Below are 14,670 nucleotides of genomic sequence, written 5' to 3' on the forward strand. Positions count from 1 at the left end.
ATGGACGGGGGGGCATACCGTTGAGCTTTCGTGAGAGGCGGGCGGTGGATAAGCAGAAGTTCTGAGGGCTAGAAAGATATGGCATCCAGTGAACTGCCCATATCCAGGACGCCTATGTGCTGGCACCATTCATTTCCTGTACAAGATTGGCGGGAGAGAGGCCAGTGATCTCAATCGGCGACGTTTACGACAAGGACATCAACTTCCTCTTTGGCTCTGGAGCATCGATTGGTTTGCTGCCAACACTGCAGCTGCAGATGAGAACAGGCGTAGGCGAGGCGAGGTACTCTCTTGAGGAACTTGCCACCAAGTTCGAGCAGGAAGATGGTGACCGTCGACGCCTCGTGCAGCTGTTCATGCACTACTACCTGTCTTGCATCAGACCTGCAGAACGTCTCACCCTTGAGGCAGCCGTCAGTACAGAAGCAGGCGCTAAGACCATCGAGAACTACCGGACCTTCCTGACTACAGTGTTAGAGATGGTGAGTCGCCGCAAGGCACTGGACCGGCGCTGCAATCTTTTTACGACGAACTACGATGGATGTTTTCCGCTGGTAGCCGACGAGCTGATCAAGGAAGGACGCATCGATTTCGTGTTGAACGATGGCGCGCGTGGCTTCAGCAAACGCATTGTGCAGGCCCGCAACTTCGACTCATATCTGTGCCAGGCAGGCGTCTTCGGGCGCTACCAAAGCAGCATTCCTCAGGTCAATCTGATTCATCTCCACGGCTCGGTCTACTGGAGCAAAGCGGGAGCGGGGATCCAAGTCAACTACAGCGCCGTGGGTCGTGAAGACCTGATCGACGCCGACACCACTGGGTTGTTGGAGCCATTCTCTGCCGCGCTGAACAACCCTGATGCTGAACTTGCTCAGCTGCCGAACAGTGGTATTACCAACGATGTGTTGGACTCGTTCTGGGCGAGGTACGAGCGCATGCCGATCGTCAATCCGACCAAGTGGAAGTTCCACGAGACGGTGTACGAGGAGCACTATTACCAGATGCTTCGGCTGCTGAGCTATGAGCTCGAGAAGCGCAACGCCGTGCTCATCACTTTTGGTTTCTCCTTTGCTGATGAGCACATCCTCAATCTCGTTATGCGGTCTCTGTCCAACCCGGGACTGCAGGTCTTCATCTGTTGCTACAGCGCGTCCGGGCGTGCAGCCATGGAGGAAAAATTCAAAGGCCACCGCAATGTCAAATGCCTGGCTCTGGACGGCGAAAACATGGACTTCACTGCTTTCAATGAGAAGGTATTGGTCTGGCCGGAGACGGCCGCTTCGGCGCCCGCGGCGGCTCCGCCTTCACCCGTGGTAGCCGCTGCCCCTGCTGCACAGGATGACCCTGGGGGCTTGGCCTGATGAGCATCCGTATTGGTGAGGTCATTGCCGTCCAGGGAACCAAGGTGGTCCTCAGGATCGACGAGCAGTCAAGCAAGGAGACGCTGTTCCATGGAGGTGCCAAGTACAAGGGCGTCTCCATCCGGGAGTATCTGTCGATTCGACGCGGCTTCCGCGACATCATCTGCATGGTTGAGGGCGAGTACCTAGACGAGAGCCGTGTCGAAACGGCCGATGGCAAAGCGAGCTTCATTCGCAAGGTGGACGCCAGGCCTATTGGCTTCTTCGACCGCCACGGCTTCACACAGGGCATCAAGTTCCTGCCAATGATCCAAGACGCGGCTTACTTGTTGCCCGAGGAGCGCATCAGGTCCATCTTCGACCGCAAGGCCGACAGCAGCTTCAGGATTGGTCGGATGCTCAAGGAAGAGATTGCGGTCGGGCTGCCTTGGCAGCGTTTGTTCAACAGCCACATCGGCATCTTTGGGAACACAGGCAGCGGGAAGTCGAACACGCTGGCCAAGCTCTACACCTTGCTGTTCGACCAGAAACTGCCGCGCATCGAAGGCAAGAGTCGCTTTGTCATTTTGGACTTCAACGGTGAGTACGTGGGCGAGCAACTCGCGCCCGCCGCACACAAGAGGGTCTATCAACTGTCGACTCAGGAGCAACCCGGCGGCGCTAATGCCGGGGGGAAGTTTCCATTGGCTCCCACCGAGTTCTGGGACCTAGAAACCCTATCGCTTTTGTTCCAGGCCACGATGAACACCCAACGGCCGTTCCTAAGTCGAGTCCTTACGGGCAAGGCAAGGTACGACGCCAATCCGGGATCACTCAACGTCTACGCCAAGAGCAAGTTCCGCCAAGCATTCTGTGCAGGGGAGGTCAGGCCTGCGACGTTGGACTTGATGCGAGCCATCGCACGGCGCGTCAACTTTCAAGCGCTAGAGGAACTGCTCAAAGATGTCAGTTGGCATTCAAACCAAGGCCGATTTCATCTAGGCAATAACTATTTTGACGCAGATGGCGGTAGGTACGACTTTCACATCGCGCCTACAGTCGATGAGCTGGATACAGCGGGGTTAGATGATTTCGACCAGCTGATTGTCCGCGTCAATCTGCAGTTGATATCCGATCTCAACGCCGGATTCGTTCAATTCGAGCATATCCAGCCTTTGCTCAAACGGGTGGAGTCTTCGCTCAAGAGCATGCGTCGTGTACTGAGTATTGGGAATGCCGCTGAAGAAGAGAGAGTTTTGACCGTTGTGTCTTTGCGCCGGTGCAACAACGAAGTCAAGAAGGTTCTGCCGCTGCTGTTCGCGAAGCACTACTACAACACCCACAAGACGACGGTTGCCGCCCCTCCAGACCGTACCGTTCACCTCATCGTCGACGAGGCGCACAACATCCTTTCAGACCAGTCGACGCGGGAGAGCGAGAGCTGGAAGGATTACCGACTTGAGCTCTTCGAGGAAATCATCAAAGAGGGCCGCAAGTTCGGCATGTTTGTCACGATCGCCAGCCAGCGCCCGGCCGACATCTCGCCAACCATCGTCTCGCAGTTGCACAACTTCTTCATCCATCGTTTGGTGAACGATAGGGACCTCTTCCTCATCGACAACACAATCTCGACGCTGGACGCCTTGTCCCGCAGTCTCATCCCAGGACTGTCTCAGGGATGCTGCGTGGTCACGGGAACCGCGTTTGAACTCCCGATGGTCATTCAAGTCGACCGCCTGCCTAGCAATAAGCAGCCCGCTAGCGAGGACGTTGACCTTGAGAAACTGTGGAGCGAGGCTCCAGACTGATTGGTATGACATTTCGCCAGGAGGGCGCGATGTGGTTTGCAGACGTAGATGGCAAGAAGATCCTGCGGTTCTACGCAGGCAGCGCTTGTGCAGCAACTATTCCAAATGTCGTTTCTCTTCGAAAAAGCACGCCGATGCCGATTAGAAAATCAGAGTGGCAGTGGCCAATAAACTCGACACAAGCCGTCGCGCGCCCCGCGGCCGCCACTAGGATTTGAAGCATGGATATTTTTATTCGTAACCGCAGGGTATCGGTCTCACTTCCCGACGCTACTTACCCATGTTTGGTGCTTCAGCGTGACGGTTGGAATGACTTTGCGTACTACACGCTGTTCCAGGCTCAGCTTCGGTTGGCGTCTGGCTTCGGACCGGACAATGTCAAGGAACTGGGCGACGTGAGGATCATGAAACTGGACCAAGGAGAGGGGATCGAGAATAGGCCTTTCCAGGGTTTAGAGAGCGGAGACCGAATTGAGCCGAACTTGCTGAGAGACGTTTGCTCACTCGGAGGCCCAAAATACTACGAAGCGCTGTTGGAGGTGGGTGTGAGCCTTGCGCAGGGGGTGTTGAGTACGCTGCGCGATTCCTCATTTCTGCCCGCCGTGCGAGAACGCTTTCAAAGTAGCCAGTGCTTCAAAATCTCCTTGCTGCGTGACTCTGAAGCCCGAGTTTTGCTGGACACCGCTGGCGCCCAGTTTGGCGGGGGGTCAAGCCTAGTCAGCAGCTTCTCGGCAGCCATTAGGCTCGATGGCGCTAGTGCGGCACATGAGTTCAGCTTTGACTTTGACTCCCTGCAAGGTGTTCCTCGTCGCATGCACTCCATCGTCGGACTGAACGGCGTTGGTAAAACACAGGTTATGGCGCGACTTGCCATATTGTTAAGTCGCTTTTCGAAACAGGCGATCAAAGAGAACCGATCAGCTCTTCAGTCAGGCGACTCGATTTCACCCGTGCCCTCCATCTACTCGGTAGTTGCGGTCTCGTTTAGTGCGTTCGATGAGTTTGAACAGCCCACCCAGTTGCAGGGTGAGAAATTTCAATACAGTTATTGCGGGTTGCAGCGTCCGAGGGGGCGGTTGAAAAGTAAGAGCGATCTTCTGAATGAGATGCGTGCCATCTTGGCGGACGATCTGCCGCAGGAAAAACGGGAACTGCTCAAGCGGGTGCTGCGGAACCTAGTGCGTGTTGACGACCTTGACGCATTTGTCGACAAGCCAGAGAGCAATGCAAAGATGTATGAGAGGCTCAGCGCGGGGCAACGGCTCGCCGTCAATTGCATTTTCCATATCATTTCTCGGATCAGGCCGCGTTCATTGATTCTTTTTGACGAGCCGGAACTCCATCTTCATCCTCAACTACTCACTGGACTGCTGCAAGCCCTCAACGAAGTACTCGCAGACCAGGACTCGTTCTCGATTGTCGCCACTCACTCACCCCTCGTCATCCAACAGCTGCCCAAGGAATGTGTGCATGTGATTCGGCGGGACCGCATGACGCCGATGGTAGTGAAGCCAACGTTTCAGACTTTTGGAGAGAGCGTTTCTGAGATAACGCGGTTTGTGTTCGCTTCTCCCGACGGGGATCGGGACTATCGGACCATCCTCGAGCGAATGTTTAACGAAGCAGGCGGAGACACCGAGTTCGTGCGCAGCCGATTTGATGGTCAACTTAGCTTGAATGCAGACATGTATCTCCAATCCTTGCTCGCAGCAAAAAATCTTCAGCGATGAGAAATCAAAAATCGGCTGAGCTAGACGTTCGAAGCTATTTCCCAACCATTGTCAGGTCGAAGCAGAAGAAGACCAGAACGATCTTGCGGGGGGTGCAGGCTAAAGTCATGGACCTATGCGATAGCTATGACGATGCACTAGACGATCTGTCTACTCCGAAGGAGCAGATATGGACTGAAGACGAACGCGGCGCGCTCCAATCTTGCTACGGGGTGAAAACAAAAGTGCTTTCTAAGCACAAGGACAACATCCTAGCCGCGCTCAAGGCCGAGTCGGAAGTCAATGTGCAGCGTTGCGCGTACTGCATGTTGAGCGACCCCAGAACATGGGACCACTATCTGCCAAAAGAGTCGTTTCCCGAATACTCTGTCTATCACTCCAACCTGCTGTATATCTGTTTCGGCTGCAATCATCGAAAGTCAACTGATTTTGATGAGGAGCATTTGCTCTTTTGCCATCCTTACTTTACGGTTGACCCGGCCGTTTCTTTTCTTCACTGTCAGGTGACGATTGTGGAAGGTACGCTTGCTATCAAGTACTACTGCGCGGGCATAGGCGACCTGCAAGTGCCGGGGCAGATTGCGCAGCGGCACCTTGAGCGATTAGGTTTGATCACGCGGTTTGCCGCAGAAGCATCAAGTATGGTCAGTGGCCTGATTGGAGAGCTGCGGCAGCACTTTCCTGGTGGGGTGTCGGGGCCTGCGCTCATCGGAGTTCTTGAGCGACGCTACGCTGAGGCGCAAGAGCGCCTGGGCATCAATGCATGGGATAGTCGACTTTGGCACGGCCTTGCTCATTGCGCGATGTTCTTGGGTTACGCAAACGAGAAAATTACCGCCAACGCAGTCCCGCATGCAAATGGCTTTTACGAGCCGGCGCCGCTCGCTATCTAGCCTGCCGCGTTGGGCGCCGTGGAACTTGTCGCCAACGCGCAGTTGACTCCACCCAGGCGCAGCAATTGAGCCGGGTGCGCTGAACGACACCGTCGGAGAGCCGCTACCCGCCAGCCTCAGGCGCCCCACGCCGCGCCTTCTCGCTCATCTGAAACAGCTCCCCAGCCTTCCGAGCCAGTTCAGCCGCAAGCCAAAGCAGGTTGTTCAGTTGCCGAGGCCCATCGCCGCTACACCAGTCGATCTCTTCCCCGTGGCAGACCCACAGTAGCGCTTCGAGTTGAGTGAGGGTGTTTTCAAGAAGATCCGCCGGGTCTTGGGCGGTTTCTGCGGAAGCTACCGGCGTAGTTGGCCGGGCTATAGTCTTGGTAGCCATTTTTGTGCGTTCCTTTCGAAGGTGTGTGCACGAACTTGGTTAGACGGCCGGGGTGCTCGTAACATCCTGGCCGTCGCCTTTTGATACCTCGCATCTGCATCGGCGCTTTCGCACCGACAACCTGCCGCGAGGCAAGCAGCCTTCAAACATCTGGGTGGTGGATTGGTGTGCGGGCCTTTCTGCTCCCCTTGGCGGGGCATCGAGTGACAGGGGCATTCACTCTAGAGAAGAAGCCGGCGAAGAAGCCGCTGCTACAGCACGAAGTCGCGCAGACTGCGAACTAATGCAGCTTCCGCAATGCGTTGCACATGCGCCTCGTGAGCCGCGCTGTGCCAGTCAACAGCGGAGCTAAACGCTCAGGCCGACGGGGTGCCTTGCGCAGCGAAATTAAGGAGGAGGCCGAAGGCCGGGGGACATTCGCGGAGCAAGGTACCCCGTCGGCCTGAGCGCCCCCGGATGCGAGTGAGCGGAGGGCTTCAGTCCATCCAGCCCCGAGCCCGGTCCAGATGCTCACGGCACTCGCGCACCATGCGTTCCAGCAGTTCCGCGCAAGTCGGAATGTCGTCGATCAGCCCGATGCACTGGCCGGCCGAGACCACGCCGTTGTGCACTTCGCCAGACTCCAGCGCCGCACGTCCGCGCGCGCCGGCCACCAGCGGGCGCACGTCCTCGAACTCGCAGCCGCCCGGACGGTTCTCGGTGGCCACCACTTCTTCGGAGATGGCGTTGCGGAACACGCGCGCCGTGTTGTGCAGGGTGCGGAACATCAGCTTGGTGTCGCGCTCGGTCGCTTCCACCAGTGCCTGCTTGATGTTGTCGTGGATCGGCGCCTCCTTGGTCACGCAGAAGCGCGTGCCCATGTTGATGCCTTCGGCGCCCAGTGCCAGCGCCGCCGCCATGCCGCGCCCGTCGGCGATGCCGCCCGACGCGATGATCGGAATGCGCAGCTTGCGCGCCGCCACCGGCAGCAGCACCAGGCCGGGCACGTCGTCCTCGCCCGGATGCCCCGCGCACTCGAAGCCGTCCACCGACACCGCATCGACGCCGTTGCGCTCCGCCGAGAGCGCATGGCGCACCGAGGTGCACTTGTGGACGATCTTCACGCCGTGCTCCTTCAGCGCTGCGATGAAGTCCTTCGGGCTGTTGCCCGCGGTCTCGACGATCTTCACGCCGCTGTCGATGATGGCCTGCACGTACTCCGCATAGGGCGGCGGCTTCACAGCCGGCAGGATCGTGAGGTTCACGCCGAAGGGCTTGTCGGTCATCGTGCGCGTGCGCTCGATCTCGCGGCGCAGGTCGTCGGGCGTGGGCTGCGTGAGCGCGGTGACGATGCCGAGGCCCCCGGCGTTCGACACGGCCGACGCCAGCTCGGCGCGGCCCACCCATTGCATGCCGCCCTGGATGATCGGGTAGCGGATGCCCAGCAGTTCGGTGATGCGGGTCTTCATCGTCGCGGCCTCTCGCTTACAGCGCCTTCACCAGTTCCGGCACGGCCGTGAACAGGTCGGCCACGAGGCCGTAGTCGGCCACCGAGAAGATCGGAGCTTCTTCGTCCTTGTTGATCGCCACGATCACCTTGGAATCCTTCATGCCGGCCAGATGCTGGATCGCGCCCGAGATGCCTGCTGCGATGTACAGCTGGGGGGCGACGATCTTGCCGGTCTGGCCGACTTGCCAGTCGTTGGGGGCATAGCCCGCGTCGACGGCTGCACGGCTGGCGCCGAGACCGGCGTTGAGCTTGTCCGCCAGGGGCGCCATCACTTCGGTGAACTTCTCGGCGCTGCCCAGCGCACGGCCGCCCGAGACGATGATCTTGGCTGCCGTCAGTTCGGGGCGCTCGCTCTTGGTGACTTCGCGGCCCACGAAGCTGCTCTTGCCGCTGTCGGCTACGCCTGCGGCCGTTTCCACGGCTGCGCTGCCACCCGTGGCTGCTGCCGCGTCGAAGCCGGTCGTGCGAACGGTAATGACCTTGGTCGCATCACTGCTCTGCACGGTAGCAATGGCATTGCCCGCGTAGATCGGACGCTCGAAGGTGTCGGCGCTCACCACGGCCGTGATGTCGCTGATCTGGGCCACATCGAGCTTGGCAGCCACGCGAGGCGCGACATTCTTGCCGTTGGCGGTCGAGGGGAACAGGATGTGGCTGTAGTTGCCAGCAATCGCCAGCACCTGGGCGGCGACGTTCTCGGCGAGGTTCTCGGCCAGGCTCGGGCTGTCGGCTGCGATGACCTTGGAGACACCGGCGATCTGGGCGGCTGCCTTGGCTGCTTCGGCGGCATTGGCGCCAGCCACCAGCACATGGACATCACCACCGCAAGCCAGCGCCGCGGTCACGGTGTTCAGGGTCGCGGGCTTGACGGTCGCGTGGTCGTGTTCGGCAATAACAAGTGCGGTCATGTTCAGATCACCTTCGCTTCGTTCTTCAGTTTGTCCACCAGCGTTGCAACGTCAGGCACCTTGATGCCGGCACCGCGCTTCGGCGGCTCAGCGACCTTCAGCGTCTTCAGGCGCGGCTTCACGTCCACGCCCAGGTCCTCGGGCTTGACCGTGTCGAGCTGCTTCTTCTTGGCCTTCATGATGTTGGGCAGCGTCACGTAGCGCGGCTCGTTAAGGCGCAGGTCGGTGGTGATGACTGCGGGCAACGTGAGCGCCACGGTCTCCAGGCCGCCGTCGACTTCACGGGTGACGGTGGCCTTGTCGCCAGCGACTTCGACCTTCGAGGCGAAGGTGGCTTGCGGCAGATCGGCCAGCGCAGCCAGCATCTGGCCGGTCTGGTTGGCATCGTCGTCGATGGCCTGCTTGCCGAGGATGACCAGCTGGGGCTGTTCCTTGTCGACCAGCGCCTTCAGCAGCTTGGCCACGGCCAGGGGCTGCAGTTCTTCGGAGGTTTCCACCAGGATGCCGCGGTCGGCGCCGATGGCCATGGCGGTGCGCAGGGTTTCCTGGCTCTTGGCGTCGCCGCAGGACACGGCGATGACTTCGGTGACCACGCCCTTTTCCTTCAGCCGCACCGCTTCTTCAACGGCGATCTCGTCGAAGGGGTTCATGCTCATCTTGACGTTGGCAATGTCCACTCCGGTGCCGTCGCTCTTCACGCGCACCTTCACGTTGTAATCGACGACCCGTTTGACGGGCACCAGAACCTTCATGGCTGTTCCTTTGAATGACGAAGAAGAGAAGAAATGAGGAAGAGAGGAAGTGAGGAAACGGCTTACTCGAGCTTGGCGCCCGACTGCTTGATCAGGCGCTCCCACACGGGGCGCTCGGCCTTCCACGCAGTGGCGAAGAGCTCGGGCGAGCTTTCCTTGACCTCGAAGCCCATGGCCGCGATGCGCTCGCGCACGTCGGGCTGCTGCGTGGCCTTGCGCACCTCCTCGGCGATGCGGTCCACGATGGGCTTGGGCGTCTTCGCGGGCACGGCGATGGCGAGCCAGCCGGTCACGCGATAGGCCTCGTCCTTCAGGCCTTGCTCGGCCAGCGTGGGCACATTGGGCAGCGTGCTCATGCGGCGCTCGCCGCTCACGCCGATGGCGCGGATCTTTCCGGAGTCGATGTGCGGCTTGGCCACCAGTGCGCTGGCATACGCCATCTGGATCTGGCCGCCGATCAGGTCCTGCATCATCGGCGCCTCGCCTTTGTAGGCGACGTGGCTCATGTCCGACTGCGTCGAGAGGCTCATGTGCGCGCCGGCCAGGTGCGGATATGCACCGATGCCGTACGAGCCGTAGGCCACCTTGCCCTTGTTGGCGACGACGTACTTCAGCAGCTCGGGGCCGGTCTTGGCCGGCACGCTGGGGTGCACCACCAGCACCAGCGGCGCCGCCGCGATCTGGTAGACCAGCGTGAGGTCGCGCGCCGTGTCGTAGGGCAGCTTCTCGTAGAGGAACTCGTTGGTCATGAGCGAGTTGCTCAGGCCCAGCACGATGGTGTAGCCGTCGGGCGCCGACTTGGCGACCGCGTCGGTGCCGATGATGCCGGCCGCGCCGGGCTTGTTGTCGATGACGACGGGCTGGCCCATGCCGGCCGACATCTTCTGGCCGATCACGCGTGCGAGCACGTCGGTGGCGCCGCCGGCTGCGAAGGGCACGACCATGCGGATGGGCTTGTTCGGGTAGGGGGCCTGTGCGTGTGCAGGCGTCAGCGCAACGAGCGCTGCGGCAGATGCGGCTGCGCACAGCAGGGCGCGGCGGTTCGAGTTCGTACGGGTCATGGTTTGTCTCCCTTTGGGTTTCAGAAAGTCTCGAAGAAGAAGTTCAGTCGAGCGCAATGCGGGTCTTGAAGGGCAGGGGCTCCAGCGCCTTCTGCAGCCGCTCCTGCAGCGGCGCGGCCAGCGCACCTGCCGCCGCACCGTCGATCTGCACGCGCACGAGGCTTTCGCCTTCGGTCTTCACCACGGGACGCGCGGCCTCGGGTACGCCCAGCTCGGCGCAGGCTTCGGCGACGGCGGCGTTCACCACCTGCAGCGCGGCCATCGCGCGCAGCTCGGGCTTGTAGATCTTCCCGACGTTGGTCATCGGCATGGTCGCGATCACCGACACCCACTTGGGCCGCGCCGGTGCCTCGTCCACGCGAGCGGAGGTGAAGGCCAGCAGCTCTTCTTCCGTCGCCGAGGCGCCGGGCACCAGCGTCGCGAAGATCACGGGCAGCTCGCCAGCGTAGGCATCGGGTGCGCCCACTGCCGCGCACAGCTGCACGGCGGGGTGCGCTCCCAGCGCGTCTTCAATCGTCTTGGGGTCGATGTTGTGGCCGCTGCGGATGATGAGGTCCTTCGAGCGGCCGGTGAGGTTGAGCCGTTCCTCGTCGTCGATCCAGCCCAGGTCGCCGGTGGCGAGCCAGCCGTCCGCGGTGAAGGCCTTGGCGTTGTCCGCAGGGTCGACGAAGCCGGAGAACACGTTGGGCGACTTGAAGAGCACCATGCCCTGTTCGCCGCGTGGCATCTCACGGTCGCTGGCGTTGCCGTTCTCGTCGAGCGCTACCACGCGCATCTGCATGTAGGGCAGCCGAAAGCCGACGCAGCCCGCGGGCCCGTTCACGCCCGGCGGCGTGATGGTCGAGATGCCGGCCATCTCCGTCATGCCCAGGCTCTCGTGCACGTGCAGGCCGAACAGGCGCTCGAAGCGCGCGGCCAGCTCGGGCGCGAGCACGGCGGCGCCGGTACGGCAGTAGGTGATCGACGAGATGTCCGCGCCGTCCAGCGGCACGTTGGCCAGCGCCGCGAGCACGGTGGGCACGGCCGAGAGCGAGGTGGGGCGGTACCTAGCCACCAGCTTCCAGTAGTTGGCCAGCACCTCCTTGTTGCGCAGCAGCGAAGGCGTGGGAATGATCACCTCCACGCCCGCCGACAGCGACGAGAGCGAGGCCGGCAGCACGCCCGCCACATGGAACAGCGGATAGCCGTTGATGGAGATGCCGTTCTCGTTCATGCCCGCGACCTGCACGCTGGCCCACGCCGTGAACACCTGCGCGCCATGGCTGTGGCGCGCGAGCTTGGGCGCGCCGGTGGTGCCGCCGGTGTGGAAGTAGGCGGCGATGTCCGAAGGCGCGATGTTGCGGCCGCTCACGAGGTGGTCGTCGGGTTGCGCGGCGCGAAGCACGTCGAACTCGGCGACGCCTTCGGGCAGTGCACCGGCTGCGCCGGGCGCCTCGTCGTGCGGTGCCACGCGCAGCACGGTGGTGAGCGTCGGCACCTGGCCGCGCAGGCGCATGGCCTTCGACCACATGCCCGATTCGGCATCGGAGCCGTAGGCGATCAGCACCTTGGCGCGGCCGGCGGTCATCAGCGCGACCAGCTTCTCGTCGGTGAGCAGCGGGTTCAGCGGCTGCACGATGCCGGCCGCCTCGCCGCCCCACAGCGCGAGGTGGTACTCCAGGCAGCCGGGCAGCAGCACGGCCACCGCGTCGTCCGGCCCCACGCCGAGCGCGTGCAGCATGTTCGCGGTCTGGTGAATGCGCGAGAGCAGCTCGGCATAAGACCAGCGGATCGGCTCGTCGGCCGGGTTGCCGGTGCGCAGGAAGGTCAGCGCGGTCTTGTCGCCGAAGGCATGGCCCGCGTTGCGGAAGATCTCGTAGGTGCTGCGCACCGTGAGCGCCTGCTCGAGCGGCGTTTCCTCCAGCTTGCGGATGTCGGCGAGGCTGCGCACGGGGAGGGCGGGGCGGAACGGCGCGCTCACCGGTGTGCCGTAGTCGTTCTCGTATTTCTGCGTCATGTCTGTCTCCTTTGTTTCGTCGCCCTGCGGACCTGTGCGTTCTACTGGTTCGTGATGTGGTTGTCGCGAATCACCTTGCCCCAGCGCTCGAAGTCTTCCTTCATGCGCACGCCGGTCTGCTCGGGCGTGCGGTAGGCGGCGAAGGTGCCCACGCTCTGGAGCTTTTCCTGCACTTCCTTGTCGGCCAGCGCCTTCTTCAGCTCGGCGCTCATGCGCTCGACGATGTCCTTCGGCGTGCCGGCCGGTGCCAGCAGGCCGCCCCACGAGGTGGCGTCGAAGCCCGGGAAGCCCTGCTCGGCCACCGTCTTCACGTCGGGCAGCAGGCTCACGCGCTGGCCGGAGCCGACGGCGATGGCGCGCAGCTTGCCGGACTTGATGTGCGGCAGCACGCCCACGAGGTCGGAGAACATCGCTGGCACCTGGCCGCCGATCAGGTCGGTAACGGCCGGCGCGCTGCCGCGGTAGGGCACGTGCAGCATCTCGAACTTGCCGATGGTCTTCAGCTGCTCGGTCGTCAGGTGGCCGAAGCTGCCCGAACCCGCGCTCGTGTAGTTGAGCTTGCCGCCCTCGGCCTTGGCCTTGGCGATCAGGCCCTGCACGCCGGTCACGTCGGGCAGCGACTTCGGATTGACCACCAGCACGATCGGCAGGTCGTAGATGCTGCCCACGGGCGTGAAGTTCTTGAAGATGTCGTAGCCGGGCGATGCGTAGAGATGCGAGGCCAGCAGCGTGGGCGTGGCCAGCGTCACGAAGGTGTAGCCGTCGGCCGCCGCGCGCGACGCAGCCGCTGCGCCCACGGTGCCCGAGGCGCCGCTGCGGTTGTCGATCACGATGCTCTGGCCGAGCGCCACCGACATCTTCTGCGCCACGATGCGCGAGGCCACGTCGGTGGGGCCGCCGGGCGGGAAGGGCACGATCAGCGTGATCGGCTTGGCGGGCCAAGCCTGAGCGAAGGCGGTGCCGGCCACGAGGGGCAGGGCGAGTGCGAGGAGGGCGCGGCGCAGGGGGCTGCGCAGGGAAAGGGATGCCATTGGTTTGTCTTCCTTGGAATTTCAGGTGTCTTGTTCTTCAGACGACGCCGTTCGTCTTCAGCGCCGCGAGCTTCTCGTCCGACAGGCCGAGCAGCGACTGCAGCACGTCGTGCGTGCCTTCGCCCAGCGTGGGCGGCGCGCTGCGCACCGGCAGGCGCTCGCCGTCGAAGCGGTAGGGCGGCGCCAGCACGTTGACTGTGCCGGCCACCGGATGCGGCTGCGTGGTCACGAGGCCGGCGTCGGTCGCCCGCTTCGATTGCAGCGCCTCCAGCAGGCCCAGCACCTCGCCGCACGGAATGCCGGCGGCAGTGAGCTTTTCGAGCAGGTCGACGCGCTGGCGCTTCGCGAGTTCGGCATGCAGCTCGGGCAGCAGCGCGGCGCGGTTGGCCGAACGCAGGATGTTGGTCTTGAAGCGCTCGTCGGCCGCGAGGTCGGGCCGCTCGATCACCTCGGTGCAGAAGCGTGCGAATTGCGCGTTGTTGCCCACGGTGATGACCAGCGGGCCGTCGGCCGCGTCGAACACGCCATACGGCACGATCGACGGATGCGAGTTGCCGTAGCGCGGCGGGTCTTCGCCCATGAGCAGCGCTTCGAGGCCGTAGTAGGCGGTGATCATCAGGCCGCAGTCGAAGAGCGCCATCTCCACGTGCCGGCCCTTGCCGGTCTTCTCGCGCTGGTAGAGCGCGGCCAGGATGGCCTGCGCCGAGTACATGCCGGTGAACAGGTCGACGGCCGCCACGCCGAACTTCAGCGGCGGCTGGTTCGCTTCGCCGTTGAGCGCCATCAGGCCGGCCTCGCCTTGAACGACGAGGTCGTAGCCCGGGCGCGCGGCTTCGGGGCCGGTGCGGTCGTAGCCCGAGATCGAGCAGTAGATGAGGCCCGGATGCTCCTTGCTCAGCTGCTCGTAGCCCAGGCCCAGCTTGTCGATGCCGCCGAACTTGAAGTTCTGGATCACCACGTCGCACTGCTTCGCGAGGTCGCGCGCGAGCTGCTGGCCCTCGGGCGTCTGCAGGTCGAGCGTGACCGAGCGCTTGTTGCGGTTCACGCTGTTGAAGTAGGCGGTCTCGGTCTTGCCCACGCGCAGGCCCCAGTCGCGGGTGTCGTCGCCGCGGCCCGGATGCTCCACCTTGATGACTTCGGCGCCCATGTCGGCCAGCACCATGCCGCACCAGGGGCCCGCGAGGATGCGGGACAGATCGAGAACGCGGACGCCGGCGAGCGGCAGCGATGAATTCGGCAGTGGCATGAGATCAGCTCCCTGGAAACGAGAAAGCCCCGCACGGTGCATA

11 protein-coding genes are annotated in these 14,670 nt (G+C 62.5%); 4 read left to right on the forward strand and 7 right to left on the reverse strand.

What is annotated here, in order from left to right:
• Positions 1-164: 164 nt before the first annotated feature.
• From EJP69_RS08680 to EJP69_RS08695, 4 genes are all read left to right on the forward strand, one after another.
• Positions 165-1,361, forward strand: a complete 1,197-nt coding sequence (locus EJP69_RS08680) for an SIR2 family protein (protein ID WP_126469454.1) — start codon at positions 165-167, stop codon at positions 1,359-1,361.
• A complete protein-coding gene (locus EJP69_RS08685) occupies positions 1,361-3,148 on the forward strand; it encodes an ATP-binding protein (protein ID WP_126469456.1) in 1,788 nt (595 codons plus the stop codon). Before EJP69_RS08680 ends, EJP69_RS08685 begins: the two co-directional genes overlap by 1 nt.
• A gap of 221 nt (positions 3,149-3,369) precedes the next feature.
• Positions 3,370-4,878, forward strand: a complete 1,509-nt coding sequence (locus EJP69_RS08690; RefSeq protein WP_126469458.1) for an AAA family ATPase — start codon at positions 3,370-3,372, stop codon at positions 4,876-4,878.
• A complete protein-coding gene (locus EJP69_RS08695; protein WP_126469460.1) occupies positions 4,875-5,771 on the forward strand; it encodes an HNH endonuclease in 897 nt (298 codons plus the stop codon). Before EJP69_RS08690 ends, EJP69_RS08695 begins: the two co-directional genes overlap by 4 nt.
• 849 nt (positions 5,772-6,620) lie before the next feature.
• Here the strand turns inward: EJP69_RS08695 and EJP69_RS08705 are convergent.
• The 7 genes from EJP69_RS08705 to EJP69_RS08735 form a co-directional block, all read right to left on the reverse strand.
• Entirely contained in the window at positions 6,621-7,592 is a 972-nt protein-coding gene (locus EJP69_RS08705; protein WP_093207432.1) for an NAD(P)H-dependent flavin oxidoreductase, read from the reverse strand.
• A 16-nt stretch (positions 7,593-7,608) separates the two neighbouring features.
• On the reverse strand, positions 7,609-8,541 hold the full coding sequence (locus tag EJP69_RS08710; RefSeq protein ID WP_126469464.1) for an electron transfer flavoprotein subunit alpha/FixB family protein: 933 nt from the start codon (positions 8,539-8,541) through the stop codon (positions 7,609-7,611).
• A 2-nt stretch (positions 8,542-8,543) separates the two neighbouring features.
• Positions 8,544-9,293, reverse strand: coding sequence for an electron transfer flavoprotein subunit beta/FixA family protein (locus EJP69_RS08715; RefSeq protein WP_093299553.1), 750 nt, complete (start codon positions 9,291-9,293; stop codon positions 8,544-8,546).
• 62 nt (positions 9,294-9,355) lie between these two features.
• The gene (locus tag EJP69_RS08720) at positions 9,356-10,354 is read right to left on the reverse strand and encodes a Bug family tripartite tricarboxylate transporter substrate binding protein (protein WP_093197170.1); all 999 of its coding nucleotides are present in this window, start codon (positions 10,352-10,354) and stop codon (positions 9,356-9,358) included.
• A 43-nt stretch (positions 10,355-10,397) separates the two neighbouring features.
• The gene (locus EJP69_RS08725) at positions 10,398-12,350 is read right to left on the reverse strand and encodes an acyl-CoA synthetase (protein WP_126469466.1); all 1,953 of its coding nucleotides are present in this window, start codon (positions 12,348-12,350) and stop codon (positions 10,398-10,400) included.
• Positions 12,351-12,391: 41 nt separating this feature from the next.
• Complete coding sequence (locus EJP69_RS08730) at positions 12,392-13,381, reverse strand: Bug family tripartite tricarboxylate transporter substrate binding protein (protein ID WP_126469468.1); 990 nt, start codon at positions 13,379-13,381, stop codon at positions 12,392-12,394.
• Between the two features lie 37 nt (positions 13,382-13,418).
• A complete protein-coding gene (locus tag EJP69_RS08735; RefSeq protein ID WP_126469470.1) occupies positions 13,419-14,627 on the reverse strand; it encodes a CaiB/BaiF CoA transferase family protein in 1,209 nt (402 codons plus the stop codon).
• Positions 14,628-14,670 lie beyond the last annotated feature (43 nt).

It is taken from the genome of Variovorax gossypii (assembly GCF_003965815.1).
Lineage (GTDB): Bacteria > Pseudomonadota > Gammaproteobacteria > Burkholderiales > Burkholderiaceae_C > Variovorax > Variovorax gossypii.

Bases quoted from the DNA above. Each gene is read 5' to 3' on its own strand.
- EJP69_RS08715 (WP_093299553.1), bottom strand. From the start codon at position 9,293: ATGAAGGTTCTGGTGCCCGTCAAACGGGTCGTCGATTACAACGTGAAG.
- EJP69_RS08725 (WP_126469466.1), bottom strand. From the start codon at position 12,350: ATGACGCAGAAATACGAGAACGACTACGGCACACCGGTGAGCGCGCCG.
- EJP69_RS08735 (WP_126469470.1), bottom strand. From the start codon at position 14,627: ATGCCACTGCCGAATTCATCGCTGCCGCTCGCCGGCGTCCGCGTTCTC.
- EJP69_RS08720 (WP_093197170.1), bottom strand. From the start codon at position 10,354: ATGACCCGTACGAACTCGAACCGCCGCGCCCTGCTGTGCGCAGCCGCA.
- EJP69_RS08710 (WP_126469464.1), bottom strand. From the start codon at position 8,541: ATGACCGCACTTGTTATTGCCGAACACGACCACGCGACCGTCAAGCCC.
- EJP69_RS08705 (WP_093207432.1), bottom strand. From the start codon at position 7,592: ATGAAGACCCGCATCACCGAACTGCTGGGCATCCGCTACCCGATCATC.
- EJP69_RS08730 (WP_126469468.1), bottom strand. From the start codon at position 13,381: ATGGCATCCCTTTCCCTGCGCAGCCCCCTGCGCCGCGCCCTCCTCGCA.
- EJP69_RS08690 (WP_126469458.1), top strand. From the start codon at position 3,370: ATGGATATTTTTATTCGTAACCGCAGGGTATCGGTCTCACTTCCCGAC.
- EJP69_RS08695 (WP_126469460.1), top strand. From the start codon at position 4,875: ATGAGAAATCAAAAATCGGCTGAGCTAGACGTTCGAAGCTATTTCCCA.
- EJP69_RS08685 (WP_126469456.1), top strand. From the start codon at position 1,361: ATGAGCATCCGTATTGGTGAGGTCATTGCCGTCCAGGGAACCAAGGTG.